Genomic DNA, 14,560 nt, shown 5'->3' with positions numbered 1-14,560 from the left:
GCGCGGGCCGCGCCGGGGGAGCGGCCCACCTGTCCGACGGCCCGTCACACCGCCGCCTCCCCTCGTGTGAGGGTGCGCAGCCGGGGCGCGAAGGAGGCGTGGAACACCCCCGACGCGGCCCCGACCGCCGCCGCCGAGTCGTTCAGCACCGAATGCTCCACCCGCACCCGCCGCAACCGCCTGGCCAGCGGGAAGCGGTTCACCGCGGCGGAGATCTCCGACAGGAACACATCGGCCACCGTCGGCGGCACAGCCGGCCCGCCGACGATCAGCAGCGTCGTGTCCAGCAGGTCGACCATCCCCGTCGCCCCCCTGGCCAGCACCTTCGCGACCTCCCGGATCGCCGCCACGGCCCGCGCGTCACCCCCGGCCGCCGCCGCGCACAGCCGCTCGTACCGCCCAGGCCCCTCGGGCAACCCGAGCCCCGCCGCCGCGGCGTTCGCCAGCGCCGCCGACATCGGGGCGCACTCCGGCACCCTGACCCGCTCGCCCCCGGGCACGGCGAGACCGAGCGACAGCGCGCACAACTCGCCGAACTCGCCCGCGTTCCCCGTACGCCCCCGGTACACGTCACCGTTCAGGAAGGCCCCGGCGCCCGCGCCCGTACCCAGGTAGAGGTAGACGAAGTCGCCGGTGCGCCCGGTCGCCCCCACCCACCGCTCGCCGATGGCCGCGGCGGTGGCGTCCTTCTCCACCGTGACCGGCACCCCGAGCCGCTCGGTCAGCGCGGCCCGCAGCGGCACGTCGTGCCACCCGTCGAACAGCGGCGGGTCGCACAGCACCCCCGCCGCCGCGTCCAGCGGCCCCGGCACCGCCACACCGATGCCGAGCAGCGTCCCGGGGATCACCCCGGAGGACATGGCCTCCCCGGCCAGCCGCGTCATGCTGTCGACGACCGACGCCGGGTCGGCCCTCTCGCGCAGCGGCAGGACCCGCTGGTCGAGCACCCCGCCGCACAGGTCCACCACCACCTGCGTGATCATCTCCGGGTCCAGGTGCACGCCGATGGCGCAAGCCGCGTCCGCGCGCAACCGCAGCGGCACCCGCGGCTTCCCCTTCACACCAGGCCGCACCGAGTCCTCCACCAGGAACGCAGACGTCAGCAGGTTCCGGGTGATACGCGAGACCGCCTGCGGCGTGAGCCCGGTACGCCCCGCGATCTCCACACGGCTGAGCGAACCGGCCTCCCGGATGCTCTCGATGACCAGCTTCTCGTTGAACGAGCCGAGCGCCAGCTGGTCGAACGCGCGCGGCGCAGGCGCCAGCGGCTCGGCCACGGTCCCGCCGGTCGGACGCCGCCACACCAGCGGCCCGCCGGCGCGCGCACGCAGCGCCTCCAGCAGCGAACGGTGCGCCACGCCCGCCGACACCTGGCCGTGCCGCAGCTGCAACTGGCAGACGACGCCCAGGGTCGCGGCCCACCCCATCGACTCACCCGCCACGTGCCACGACTCGGCACGGCCCGCGCGTACGCCACCCCGCGCCGCAGCGCCGGGCGCGGCGCCGCCGAAGGCCACCGCCCTGACCGCCAGGCCTGGATGCTCGTCGCGCACCGCGGCCAGCAGTTCCGTCAACGCGCCACCACCCCCCGCCGCGCCCGCTCCCGGGGCCGGGCCGTCGCCGTCCCCTTCCCGCAACGCGTCGGTGAGCGCGGCGTCGAGCGCCAGCCGCTCGTCCGCGGGTGCGCGCACGAAGGACGCGCCGGTCCCGTCGCCCGCCTGGCCCGAGGGGATCTCGGCCAGCAGGACCACCGCCGCGTCCCCCTCCTGCCACACGCCGAGCAGCAGCGGTTCGCGGCAGGTGAGCGGCGGTGTGGTGGGCAGGGTGACCGGCGACGTGCCGTCCCCGTCCACGCCCCAGCGCCGCCAGACGGCGCTGAGCGTCGTGTGCGACATTCCCAGCCGCCCCGCGAGAGCGCGGGCGGACCAGGACGGCCGGGGCGGCGCCGGCCCGGCCAGCGTCGAGGCGACGACCCGGGCCTCGTCGATACGGGGCGGCCGTCCGGCGCGCGGCCGGTGCTCCAGGCCGGGCAGCCCCTGGTCCGCGTACCGGGCGCGCCAGGACGCCACCGTCGGCCGCGAGACCCCCAGCGCGCGGGCGCTGTCGGAGACCGGGACGCCGTCCGCCGCGTCGAGGACGATCCGCGCCCGCACGTCCCGGCCCGGCCGCTCCCGCGACCAGCGGCGCAGCGCCTCCCGCTGAGCGGGCGTCAGGACCACGTTCGGAAGGTCATGCATGGGGACATCCAACACCGGTCCCGGCCATACGTGAAAGGACTAACTGGCCATTTCTAGTCGCCCACCACTGTCCGTCGCGCATCACGAGACCGATATCCGGGGATCAACACCCATTGCACGCGCGGCCATCGCCCTGATTGTAAAAATCCGGAGTCCGAACCATTGACGAGAGTCAATCCATTGGATTTACATGACCGGCGCGTGGCACCGGTCACGCAGCGCACGCCGCGAACCGAAGGGGACGGCATGACCACCATCGACCGCCCGGCCGGACGCCGCGCCCCCGACACGGAACGCGCCGCCAGGCGCCCGCCACGCAGACGCCGCGACCTGGCGCTCTTCTGGTTCGTCCTCCCGGGCACGGCCGTCCTGCTGCTGTTCCACTACGTCCCGCTCCTCGGCAACGTCATCGCGTTCCAGGACTACCAGCCGTTCATCGGCATCGCCGACAGCCGCTGGGTCGGCCTCGACAACTTCGACATCATCTTCAACGGCGACGACGCCTTCCTGCGGGCCCTGGCCAACACCCTCCAACTCACCCTGATCCAGGTCGTCTTCGTCTTCCCCGTCCCCATCGCCCTCGCGCTGCTGGTCAACAGTGTCGTCAGCGAGCGCGTCAAGCGCGTCGTGCAGAACATCCTCTACCTGCCGCACTTCCTCTCCTGGGTCGTCGTCGTCGCGATCTTCCAGCAGATGCTCGGCAACTCCGGCCTGCTCAACGTCTTCCTCCAGGCCCGCGACATGGGCACCTGGAACATCATCGGCAACCCCGACCTGTTCATGGCCCTGCTGACCTCCCAGGTCATCTGGAAGGACGCCGGCTGGGGCATGATCCTCTTCCTCGCCGCCCTGTCCCGCGTCGACAGCGAGCTGTACGAGGCCGCCGCCGCCGACGGCGCCGGCCGCTGGCGGCAGACCTGGCACGTCACCCTCCCCGCCCTGCGCGGCCTGATCGTGCTGCTGCTGATCCTCCGGCTCGGCGACGCCCTGAGCGTCGGGTTCGAGCAGATCATCCTCCAGCAGACCGCGATAGGCATCGAGGACAGCGACGTCCTGGACACCTACGTCTACAACAACGGCCTCGTCGCCGGGCAGTGGGGCGCCAGCGCCGCAGTCGGCCTGGTCAAGGGCGTCGTCGGCATCGCCCTCGTCCTCGGCGCGAACAAGCTCGCCCACCTCATGGGCGAGGAAGGGATCTACCAGAAGCGATGAACCGTCCCACGGCCGCCGCGCCCGGCCTCGCGCCCGCACCGCCCGCCTGGCGCGCGCTGAAATCCGTCGTCCTGCTGGTCTGCTGCCTCCTCGTCGTCGTCCCGTTCGTGTCCGTCGTCGCGACATCCCTCGCCGACGCCCAGCAGGTCAACGCCACAGGCGGCTACGTCCTGTGGCCCGACAACCCCTCCCTCGACGCCTACCGCGCCATCCTCAACGGCGGAACGGTCTCCCGGGCCATGGGCGTCAGCGTCGGCATCACCCTGGTCGGCACCCTCCTGAGCCTCGCCGCCAGCGCCTCCCTCGCATACGGGCTCAGCCGCCCCGGCTCGTTCGGACACCGCCCCGTCCTCATACTGCTGATCCTGTCGATGCTGTTCGTCCCCGGCGTCATCCCCAGCTACCTGCTCGTCAAGGAACTGGGCCTGATCAACAGCTACTGGGCGCTGATCCTGCCCATGGTGATCAACGCGTTCAACGTCATCGTCCTGCGCTCCTTCTTCATGAGCGTCCCCAAGGAACTTCTCGACTCCGCCAAGATCGACGGCGCGAACGAACTCCAGACCCTCTGGCGCGTCGTCCTGCCCCTGTCCAAGGCGTCCCTCGCCGTCGTCGGCCTCTTCTACGCCGTCGCCTACTGGAACTCCTTCTTCCAGGCGATGCTCTACATGAACGAGTCGGCCAAGTGGCCCATGCAACTCGTCCTGCGCACCTACGTCGTCAACAACGCGGCGATCGGCGCCGGCGAAGCCTCCGCCGCAGGCGCCGCACTGCCCCCCTCCTACGCGCTCCAGGCCGCCATCCTCGTCCTCTCCGTCGTCCCGGTCGCGCTGATCTACCCCTTCCTGCAACGCCACATGAACAAGGGCGTGATGCTCGGGGCGGTCAAGGGATGACGACGACCCGCCCCCACCCAACGGCCCGCCCCACCCCCACCCACGGAAGGAACCCGTCATGCGGCACGGCCTGACCCGCCGGTCCCTCCTCGGCAGCGGCCTCGGCCTCACCGCGGGACTCGCCCTCTCCGGCTGCGGCAACGGCCCCGAACTGCCGCCCGCCTCCCTCAACGCCGATGTCCGACTGCCCGACTACATCCCGTTCGAAGGCATCGAAACCCCCCTGCCCGGCACCCCCGACGGCGTCCCCAACGGATACCTCCACTACCCGGCGGAACCCGCCGTCGCCCACCCCGACGGCCCACCCGCCCGCGGCGACGGCATCTCCATCATGACGCTGATCTTCAACCCCGTGCCGCCACCACCCGACCGCAACACCTACTGGCGCGCACTCAACGACAGCATCGGCACCGACCTCTCGTTCGAGATCGTGCCCGTCGCCGACTACGCCAACAAGACAGCCGTCGTCGTCGCCGGCGGCGACCTGCCCGACGCCATGGCGATCGTCCCGCAGACCGGACAGCGCCCCGCCATGTTCCACGCCCTCTTCCAGGACCTCAGCGAACACCTCTCCGGCAGCGCCATCCGCGACTACCCCAACCTCGCCAACATACCGACCCGCTCCTGGGCCACCACCGTCTACAACGGCGGCATCTACGGCCTCCCCATGCCACGCGCCGCCGCCGGGTCCGTCATGTTCTACCGCGCCGACCGCGTCCGCGAGCTGTCCCTCAACCCGCAGCCCGCCGACTTCGCCGAATTCGAGGAACTCTGCCTCGGCCTCACCGACCCCCGCGACCACCGGTACGCCGTCGGCGACCCCCTGACGACCTTCTACTTCGTCCTCGAAATGCTCGGCGCCCCCAACAAGTGGCGCGAGGAGAACGGCCGCTTCCAGTGGTGGCTGGAGCACGAGACCGTCGGCCAGGCCCTGGAGTCCATGCGCCGCCTCAACGAGGCCGGCGTCATCCACCCCGACGGCTTCAACGTCGTCGGCCGCTTCAAGGACTGGTTCGGCAACGGCCAGATCGCCGTCAACTACGACGGCAACGTCGCCTGGAACGACTACTACCGCGCCTACGCCGCCACCACCGACGGCCCCTTCGAGATCGGCGGCATGGTCGCCCCCGGCTACGACGGCGGCCCCGGCACCCACTGGGCCGGCCTCTCCAGCTTCGCCACCCTCGTCCTCAAGAAGGCCCCACGCGACCGCATACGCCAACTGCTGCGCGCCTTCGACGCCCTCGCCGCGCCGTTCGGCACCGACGCCTACCTCCTGCGCAAGTACGGCGTCCGCGGCGTCGACCACGAACTCGACGGCACCGACCCCATCCTCACCGACACCGGCGCCGTCGAGACCACCCTGCCGACCCTCTTCGTCACCGACGCCCCCAGCGCCCTCTACCTCCCCGAATGGCCCGATGTCGTCCACCAGCAGCACCGCTTCCACCAGCGCGCCGTCGACATCCTCACCCTCAACCCCGCCGAAGGGCTCTACTCCGACACCGCCGTCAGCCGTGGCGACCAGCTCGAACTCCGCGTCCTCGACGAGGTGAAGGCCATCATGCGGGGCCGCGCCTCCGTCTCCTCCTTCCAAGACGTCATCGCCGACTGGCGCCGCGAGGCCGGCGACAGCATCCGCGCCGAGTACGAGGAATCCTGGGAGAGCTTCCAGTGAGCACCACAGACCGCCACCCGGCCCCCCGCACCCACGCATGGTGGACCAGCACGGCCGACACCCTCCTGCGCGCCCCGCGCACCCACGCCACCGAACGGCACGCCCTCCTCCACCTCCCCGGCCCCGCCAGCGCGAACGGCCGCTGGAGCGACGGCCTCGAAGGCTTCGCACGCACCTTCCTGCTCGCCGCGTTCCGCCTCGCCGGCGCGGACGGCGCCGGCCCTGGCCACCTCGCCGAGTGGTACGCCGAAGGGCTCGCCGCCGGCGCGGACCCCGACAGCCCGGAACGCTGGCCCCGCTTCGACGAACGCAACCAGGCCAAGGTCGAGGCCGCCTCCATCGCCATCGCCCTGCACGAGACCCGCCCGTGGATCTGGGACCGCCTCACCCCCCGTACCCGGCAGCACGTTCTCGACTGGCTCGGCCACATGGTCGGCGACACCATGCCCGGCAACAACTGGATCTGGTTCCAGGCCGTCACCGAAGCCTTCGCACGTACAGCCGGTGGCTCCTGGTCCCAGGACGACCTCGACCGCACCATCGCACTCACCGACCAGTGGTACGCGGGCGACGGCTGGTACTCCGACGGCCTCTCCGGGGGCGCCCACCGCAACTACGACCACTACAACGGCTGGGCCATGCACTTCTACCCCCTGTGGTTCTGCCGCATCCTCGGCCCCGACGCACCGCCCGGCCTCCTCGACCGCTACCGCTCCCGCCTGCGCCGCTTCCTCACCGACCAGGCCCACCTCGTCGGCGCCAACGGCTCACCCCTCATCCAGGGCCGTTCCCTGACCTACCGGTTCGCCGCCCTCGCCCCCGTCTGGACCGGCGCCCTCTTCGACGCCACACCCCTCCAACCGGGGCTCACCCACCGCATCACCGACGGCATGCTCCAGCACTTCCTGGACCACGGCGCCGTCAACGCCGAAGGCCTGCTCACCATCGGCTGGCACCACGCGTTCCCCCGCATCGCACAGGTCTACTCAGGACCCGCCTCGCCCTACTGGGCGTCGAAAGGCTTCGCCGGCCTGCTGCTACCCCCCGACCACCCTGTCTGGACCACTCCCCACGCGCCACTGCCCGTCGAACAGTCCGACTTCACCCGCCCGCTCACCGCACCCGGCTGGACCGCCGCCGGCACGGTGGCGGACGGCGTCGTCCGCGTCGTCAACCACGGCAGCGACCACGCCGACCCCGCCCGGCTGGTCTCCGACGACCCCGTCTACGCCCGCCTCGCCTACTCCACCCACACCGCCCCCGGCATGCCCGTCGACCCCACCGGCGGCCCGCTCGACTCCACCGTGACACTCGTCGACGCCGACGGCCGGGCCGCACACCGCCGCCCCCTGGAACGCCTTCTCGCCACCGACCGGACAGGCATCTCCCGCAGCCGCGCGCACTGGCCGGCCGACGAGGTATGGGACCCGTTCGGCGGCCCCGACACCGACCACCACCTCGGCCCCTGGCTGACCGTCGCGTCCGTACTGCACGGTCCCGTCGAAATCCGGCTCGCACGCACCGACCCCGCCACCCCCCGCGACCACGACGAAGCACTCACCCTGCGCATCGGCGGCTGGCCCCTGACCGGCGACGGGCAGTGCCAGGCACAGACGGCCTGGGCCACGGTGACCCGCCCGGACGGCCTCTCCTCCACAGTCGCCGCACTGCGCGGCCTCGCCCACGCCGAGATCCGGTACGCCCCCGACAGCAACCCCCTCGGCCCCCGCTCCGTGGTCCCCCTGCTCACGACAACCGCCGCCGTACACCACGGAACCATCCACGCGGCAGCCGTACACCTGGGCCATGCCCCACCCCACCCGGCACAACTGCCCATCCTCACCATCGCCCCCACACCCGGGGACGTCCCCGAGACGGACGTCACCATCGACTGGCCCGACGGCACTCGCGACACCCTCTCCCTGCCCGCCGCACCCCACCTGACGGAAAGCAGCTGACCGTGCACGACCACCGCCGCCTCTCCGAAGAACGCATCAGCACCTTCATCCGCACCCGCCTCACCCCCGCCCTCCACGGCCCACCCGCCCCCTTCGAACTGTCCGCCTGGCGCGTACCCGGCGAACCAGTGCCCCTGGCCGAAGCACAGGCCGCCCCCTACGAACCATTCACCCTCGGCGACACCTGGGGCGGACCATGGGCCACCACCTGGCTGCGTGCCCGCGCCACCGTCCCCGGCGACTGGGCGGGCCAGCGCGTGGAAGCGGTCTTCGACCTGGACTTCGACTACACCAAGGGCCCAGGAGGCCAGGCCGAAGGGCTCGTGCACCTGGCCGACGGCACGCCGCTCCAGGGCCTGCACCCCTACCACCGCACCGTGCTGCTCACCCCGTCCGCCACCGGCGGCGACCCCGTGGACCTGCTGATCGAACTGGCCGCGAACCCCCCGATCATCGGCAGCGCGGGTATCGGCACCCACTACGGCGACCCCGCCACCGCGGGCGACACCGCCCTCTACCGGCTGCGGACCGCCGAGATCGCCGTACGGCACGAGGACGTCTGGCACCTGATGCACGACATGACCGTCCTCGACGAGCTGATGCACCAGCTCCCGCAGGAAAGCCCCCGCCGCCACGAGATCCGGCGCGCCCTGGAGAACGCCGTCAACGCGGTCGACGGCCACGACATCCCCGGCACCGCGCACCGCGCCCGCGCCGCCGTCGCCGGAGTCCTCGCCAGCCCCGCCCACGCGTCCGCGCACCGGATCACCGCCGTAGGACACGCCCACATCGACTCCGCCTGGCTGTGGCCACTGCGCGAGACCGTACGCAAGTGCGCACGCACGTTCACCAACATGACGACACTGGCGCAGGAATACCCGGAACTGGTCTTCGCCTGCTCCTCGGCCCAGCAGTACGCGTGGATCAAGGAGACCCGGCCGGAGATCTTCGAACGTATCCGCCAAGCGGTGGCGGACGGCACATGGGTGCCCGTCGGCGGGATGTGGGTGGAGGCGGACGGCAACCTGCCGGGCGGCGAGTCCCTCGTCCGGCAGCTGGTCTACGGGCGGCGCTTCTTCGAGCAGGAGCTGGGGGTCCACACGGGAGGCGTGTGGCTCCCCGACTCCTTCGGCTACACCGCCGCCTACCCCCAGCTGGCCGTCCAGGCGGGAGCGCGCTGGTTCCTGACGCAGAAGCTCTCATGGAACGAGACGAACCGCCTGCCGCACCACACGTTCTGGTGGGAAGGCATCGACGGCACCCGCGTCTTCACCCACTTCCCGCCGGTCGACAGCTACAACGCCGAGCTGACCGGCGCCGAGCTGGCGCACGCCGAGCGGAACTTCGCCGACAAGGGCGCCGCGACCCGTTCCCTCGTCCCGTTCGGACACGGCGACGGCGGCGGCGGACCCACCCCGGAGATGCTGGAACGCGCGCGGCGTCTTCGCGACCTCGAAGGATCGCCGCGCGTGACGGTGGACTCCCCGGACACCTTCTTCGACCAAGCGCGCGAGGAGTACCCGGACGCGCCCGTGTGGCGGGGTGAGCTGTATCTGGAGACGCACCGCGGGACGTACACCAGCCAGGCACGCACGAAGCGGGGGAACCGGCGCAGCGAGTCGCTGCTGCGGGAAGCGGAGCTGTGGTCCACCACGGCCGCCGTCCTGCGCGGTGCGGCCTATCCGTACGAGCGGCTTGAGGAGCTGTGGAAGCGGGTGCTGCTCCTCCAGTTCCACGACATCCTGCCGGGTACGTCGATCGCCTGGGTGCACCGCGAGGCGGAGCATGCGTACGAGGAGATCCACGCCGAGCTCGAAGAGCTGATCGGCACGGCTCTGGACGCCCTCACCACCGGCAGCGACGGGGACGAGGTGAGCGTGTTCAACGCGGGCCCTTTCCGCCGCTGCGGGGTCAGCGCGATCACATGGGACGGGTCCGCTCCCGCGGAACTGGAACGCCTGTCGGACGGGCGGGCCGTGGTGGTGGCCGACGTCCCCGCCGGGGGAAGCGCACCGCTGGGATCATGGACGGACAGCACCGCCGCTCCGGTGCGTGCCGAGTCCCTGGGCGAGGGCGGTTTCGTCCTGGACAACGGCATGGTGCGCGTGCGGATCGACGGCGAAGGCCTCGTGCGCTCGGTGTTCGACCACGCCGCGGGCCGGGAGACCATCGCTCCCGGCGAGGCGGGCAACCTCCTACAGCTCCACGCGGACCGGCCGGTGAAGTGGAGCGCGTGGAATCTGGACCACACCTACCGCAACGCGGTCACCGATCTGACGGACGCGGTGTCGGTCACCCTCGCGGACGCCGGCCCTGCCGTCGCTGGGGTGAGGGTGGAGCGTGCGTTCGGTGGCTCTCGGGTGGTGCAGCACCTCGAACTCGCGGCTGGGAGCCGTCGCCTCTCCGTCCGTACGGACATCGATTGGCAGGAGCGGGATGCGGTGCTGAAGGCGGCGTGGCCGCTGGATGTGCACGCCGACTATGAGAGTGCGGAGGTGCAGTTCGGTCACGTGCGGCGTCCTACGCATGTGAACACGAGCTGGGATGCGGCGCGTTTCGAGTTGTGGAATCACCGGTGGGTGCATGTGGGGGAGCACGGCTGGGGGGTGGCGTTGCTGAACGACAGCCTTTACGGCCATGACGTGGCCCGGAGTACGCGGGAGGGCGGGGGGACGACGACCACGGTGCGTCTGAGTCTGCTGCGTGCGCCGCACAGTCCTGATCCGGGGGCGGACGGGGGGCGGCACCGGTTCTCCTACGCCTTGGAGGCGGGCGTGGATGTGGGCGGGGCGGTGGCGGGGGGTTATGAGGTGAATCTGCCGCTGCGTGTCCGCCGGGGTGGCGGGGCGAGCGAGGGGTTGTTGTCGGTGGAGGGGGATCAGGTGGTGGTGGAGGGGGTGAAGCTTGCGGATGATGGTTCGGGGGATGTGGTGGTGCGGCTTTACGAGTCGCGTGGGGGTGCGGCGTCGGTGGTGCTGCGGCCGTTGTTCCCGGTGGCGGGGGCGGTGGTGTGTGATCTGCTGGAGAACCCGCTTGCGGGCGCGGGCCCGTTGCGAGTGTCAGGGGCGGGGGAAATCGGGTTGCGGGTGGGTGCTTTCGGGGTGTGTTCGTTGCGTCTGTCGGTGGGGTGACTTGCTGGGTTTGTTGTGGTGGTGGGGTGGTGTCTTGCCTGGGGGGGGTTGCTGTGTGTGTCTGGTTGGGTGCATAGTGTTTGTGTGGGGTGGGGTTGGGTTTGTGGGTGGCTGGGTGGGGGCTGGTTTGTGGGTGGGGGGGTTGTGGAGGAGGGTTGGGGTGTGGGGTGTTGTTCCGGTGGGGTGGGGTTTGGCAGGTGGTTGTGGTGGGGTGTGGGCTGGGGGGTTGGCGGGCGGGGGTGATGGTGTGTCGGTGTCTGTGGTCAGCGATGTTCTTGTCTGCGTTCGTGCTTTTGGTCCGGGTGGTGTGTCGGTGTCCGTCGGTGGCCTTGTTTCCGGGGTCGGTCACGCTTCCGTTTCCGCTTCTGGTTGTTCTGGTTCGGGTGGTGCGTCCGAGGGCGGTGGGGGGGCTCCTCCGGTACCGGCCTCTGTTCCTGTATCCGCGTCTGCACCGGCCCTCGCCCTGGCTTCTGTGTCTGAGGTTGCGTCTGTGCTGTCTCTTTTTGCTGTTTTTCCTGGTGGTGCTTTTACGGGGGGTGAGGTGTGTGGTGTCTGTGCCGGGGTGTGATGCGGGCGGGGCAGGGGATGGGGTTTCCCCGTCTGTTCCCGTGCCGGTGCGGGGTTCTGGGTTGCCGTCGGTGTCTTCGCCCGGTTCCGCGTCGGGTTCCGTCTCCGCGTCTGAGTCTGTGTCTGTCTCCGAGTCTGTGTCCGGGGCTGCGTCTGTGTCCGGGTCCGGGGTTGTGGAGGCCGCTGCTCTTGCTCCTGGTTCCGGTCCTGGTTCCGGTCCTGGTCCTGGTTCCGGTCCTGGTTCCGGTCCTGGTTCCGGTCCTGGTTCCGGGGCGGTGTCTGCGGACAGCTCCGTCCCTGTCCCTGTTCCCGCTTCTGGTTCCGGTCCTGCTTCTGCTTCTGGTTCTGCTTCTGCTTCTGGTTCTGGTTGTGCTTCTGGTTCTGGTGGGGGTGGGGGTGGGGGTTGGTTGGTGTGGGTGGGGTGGGGTGTGTATCCGGTGTTGCTGGTGGGGGTGGTGTCGGTGGCGGTGGTGACGATCGGGGCGGGGTGGGAGCCGGGGCTGCCGAGCATGTTGTTCCTGCTGGGAGTGGTGGTGTATCTGGGGGTTTTGGAGAGGGTGATTCCGTATGAGCGGGCGTGGCATCCGCGGGGGCGGGAGTGGCGTTGGTATGGGGTGTATTTCGTGGTGACGGGGGTGGGGGGGAGTCTGGCGCAGGGGGCGGTGTCGGGGGTGGTGGGGAGGGTGGCTGCGCCGGAGCCGGTGTGGCCGCTGGGGGTGGAGATTCCGTTGGCGGTGCTGGCGGGGGCGTTGGCGAGTTACGGGGTGCATCGTCTGGGGCATACGAACGCGTGGTTGTGGCGGCTGCACGGGGTGCATCACGTGCCGGAGAAGGTGAATGTCGCGAACAACGGGGTGAATCATGTTCTGGACGTGGCGTTCTCGCAGGGGGCGACGCAGCTGGCGCTGGCGTGTGCGGGGTTTTCCCGGGACAGTGTGTTCGCGGCGGGGCTGTTCGTGGTGGCGCAGGGGTATTTCGTGCACGCGAACATTGATGTGAGGCTGGGGTGGCTCAATCACGTTGTTTCGGGTCCTGAGCAGCACCGGCTGCATCACAGTACGGATCTGGCGGAGGCGGGGCATTACGCGGTCGATCTGTCGGTGCTGGACCACGTGTTCGGGAGTTTCACGTGGAAGCCGGGGCGGCGGCCGGAGGCGGTGGGGCTGCATGATCCTGCGTCGTTCCCTCCGACCGGCGCGGTGGGGGCCACGCTGGCGCATCCCTGGCGCCGCCGCACCGGACGCTGACCCACCTCACCCCGCCCCACCCCACCCCGCCCCACCTCACCCCACCCCACCTCACCCCACCTCACCTCACCTCACCCCGCCCCACCTCACCCCGCCCCACCTCACCCCGCTCCGCCCCGCCTCGCTTCGCCTCACCCCGCCCCACCTCACCCCGCTCCGCTTCGCTGCGCCTCGCTTCGCTGCGCCCCGCCCCACCTCACCCCGCTCCGCTTCGCTGCGCCTCGCTTCGCTGCGCCCCGCCCCACCTCACCCCGCTCCGCCCCGCCTCGCTGCGCCTCACCCCGCCCCACCTCACCCCGCTCCGCTTCGCTGCGCCCCGCCCCACCTCACCCCGCTCCGCCCCGCCTCGCTGCGCCTCACCCCGCCCCACCTCACCCCGCTCCGCCCCGCCTCGCTGCGCCTCACCCCGCTCCGCCCCGCCTCGCTTCGCCTCACCCCGCTGCGCCTCACCCCGCTCCGCCCCGCCTCGCTTCGCCTCACCCCGCTGCGCCTCACCCCGCCCCACCCCGCCCCACCCCGCCCCACCCCGCCTCACCCCGCCCTGCCTCGCTTCGCCTCGCTTCGCCTCGCTTCGCCTCGCTTCGCCTCGCTCCGCCTCGCTCCGCTCCGCCCCGCCTCGCTTCGCCTCACCCCGCTGCGCCTCACCCCGCCCCACCCCGCCCCACCCCGCCCCACCCCGCCCTGCCTCGCTTCGCCTCGCTTCGCCTCGCTTCGCCTCGCTTCGCCTCGCTCCGCCTCGCTCCGCTCTGCCTCGCCCTGCCTCGCTCCGCTCTGCCTCGCCCTGCCTCGCTCCGCTTCGCTCTGCTCTGTCTGGCCCGCCTGGCCTGGCCCGGTGTTCTCTTTCCGTTCTGTTCGGCCGCTGTGGGCCTGCGGGTCGTCCGGCGCCGCAGGGCCGCGCCGGTTGGACGGCTGCGCCGCGGTGGCGGCCCGCGTGCCGGTAACAGCGCGTATCACGGCCGCCGGCCGCCGGACCGGTCTCGCGGCGCGGGAGAACTTTTGCTGACTGGCGGTCAGGGCAGTCCGGTAGACGTTTATCTCCTGGCCGCGATGGGCCTGGACGGTCTGTTCTCCCTGGGCGGGGTTGCCGGCGCGTCCGGACGCGGTCCGCTCCGCGTTCCAGATCGTGCGTGCCCGGTTCCTCCCGGTTCCCGGGGGGCGGGCGTGCTGCCTGCGGGGGAGGGCCGCTTTCCGCCGGTCTGGTTTACGGCGGCGCCTGGCCGCGTGTCTGCGCGCGGGCGCCGGGGGCGCGCCCCAGGGCCAGGGTTGTGCTGCGGCCCCCCGCCTGGCTTGCTCCCGCGGGGCGGTCTGCCGCCCTGCCCGAAGCCGCAGGGGCCCGCCTCTGCCCCGGCGTCTTCGTCCTCTGCCCCGGGCCTTGTCCTGGCCCTGGGCCGGTCTTCGGCCGGGGGACTCTGCCCGCGGCGGGCTGGGCTCTGTCTGCGGACGTTGTTGTTCCGGGCCGGTGGGGCCGCCCGGGCCGGGTACGGGTTCACCGCTGCACAAGGCGGGGCCGGCGACGGGAAGGCCGCCGGCGACCGTGACGTCTGCGCGCGGACGGCCCGGTTCATCCGCGCCGGGCACCAGGCCGCTGCACCGGGGTCCCGCCTCGCCCCTGCTGCGCCGCATCAGGGACTAGA

General features: G+C 71.6%; 7 protein-coding genes. 6 read left to right on the top strand and 1 reads right to left on the bottom strand.

The annotated features are described in order from the left end of the window. Positions 1-44: 44 nt before the first annotated feature. Entirely contained in the window at positions 45-2,237 is a 2,193-nt protein-coding gene (locus tag ACL02R_RS19675; protein ID WP_412798265.1) for an ROK family protein, read from the bottom strand. 246 nt (positions 2,238-2,483) lie between these two features. Here ACL02R_RS19675 and ACL02R_RS19670 point away from each other — a divergent pair, with 246 nt between their 5' ends. The 6 genes from ACL02R_RS19670 (at position 2,484) to ACL02R_RS19645 (ending at position 12,926) form a co-directional block, all read left to right on the top strand. Further along, a complete protein-coding gene (locus ACL02R_RS19670) occupies positions 2,484-3,449 on the top strand; it encodes an ABC transporter permease (RefSeq protein ID WP_412798264.1) in 966 nt (321 codons plus the stop codon). Further along, on the top strand, positions 3,446-4,345 hold the full coding sequence (locus ACL02R_RS19665) for a carbohydrate ABC transporter permease (RefSeq protein ID WP_412798263.1): 900 nt from the start codon (positions 3,446-3,448) through the stop codon (positions 4,343-4,345). Before ACL02R_RS19670 ends, ACL02R_RS19665 begins: the two co-directional genes overlap by 4 nt. Before the next feature lie 58 nt (positions 4,346-4,403). Then, positions 4,404-6,023: an extracellular solute-binding protein gene (locus ACL02R_RS19660; protein ID WP_412798262.1), complete on the top strand. Its 1,620-nt coding sequence runs from the start codon at positions 4,404-4,406 to the stop codon at positions 6,021-6,023. Continuing rightward, positions 6,020-7,981: a DUF2264 domain-containing protein gene (locus ACL02R_RS19655; RefSeq protein ID WP_412798261.1), complete on the top strand. Its 1,962-nt coding sequence runs from the start codon at positions 6,020-6,022 to the stop codon at positions 7,979-7,981. Before ACL02R_RS19660 ends, ACL02R_RS19655 begins: the two co-directional genes overlap by 4 nt. 2 nt (positions 7,982-7,983) lie before the next feature. Continuing rightward, positions 7,984-11,112 carry an alpha-mannosidase gene (locus tag ACL02R_RS19650; RefSeq protein ID WP_412798260.1) on the top strand — a complete coding sequence of 1,043 codons (3,129 nt, stop codon included), beginning with the start codon at positions 7,984-7,986 and terminating at the stop codon, positions 11,110-11,112. A gap of 974 nt (positions 11,113-12,086) precedes the next feature. Next, positions 12,087-12,926, top strand: a complete 840-nt coding sequence (locus ACL02R_RS19645; RefSeq protein ID WP_412798259.1) for a sterol desaturase family protein — start codon at positions 12,087-12,089, stop codon at positions 12,924-12,926. The last annotated feature ends 1,634 nt before the right edge of the window (positions 12,927-14,560 follow it).

The sequence above is a fragment of the Streptomyces sp. MS19 genome (genome assembly GCF_047200595.1).
In the GTDB taxonomy this organism is placed as follows: domain Bacteria; phylum Actinomycetota; class Actinomycetes; order Streptomycetales; family Streptomycetaceae; genus Streptomyces.
Note: the sequence above shows the minus strand (reverse complement) of the source record. Positions and strands in the feature narration are given on the sequence as shown.

Bases quoted from the DNA above. Each gene is read 5' to 3' on its own strand.
- ACL02R_RS19675 (WP_412798265.1), bottom strand. From the start codon at position 2,237: ATGCATGACCTTCCGAACGTGGTCCTGACGCCCGCTCAGCGGGAGGCG.
- ACL02R_RS19670 (WP_412798264.1), top strand. From the start codon at position 2,484: ATGACCACCATCGACCGCCCGGCCGGACGCCGCGCCCCCGACACGGAA.
- ACL02R_RS19665 (WP_412798263.1), top strand. From the start codon at position 3,446: ATGAACCGTCCCACGGCCGCCGCGCCCGGCCTCGCGCCCGCACCGCCC.
- ACL02R_RS19660 (WP_412798262.1), top strand. From the start codon at position 4,404: ATGCGGCACGGCCTGACCCGCCGGTCCCTCCTCGGCAGCGGCCTCGGC.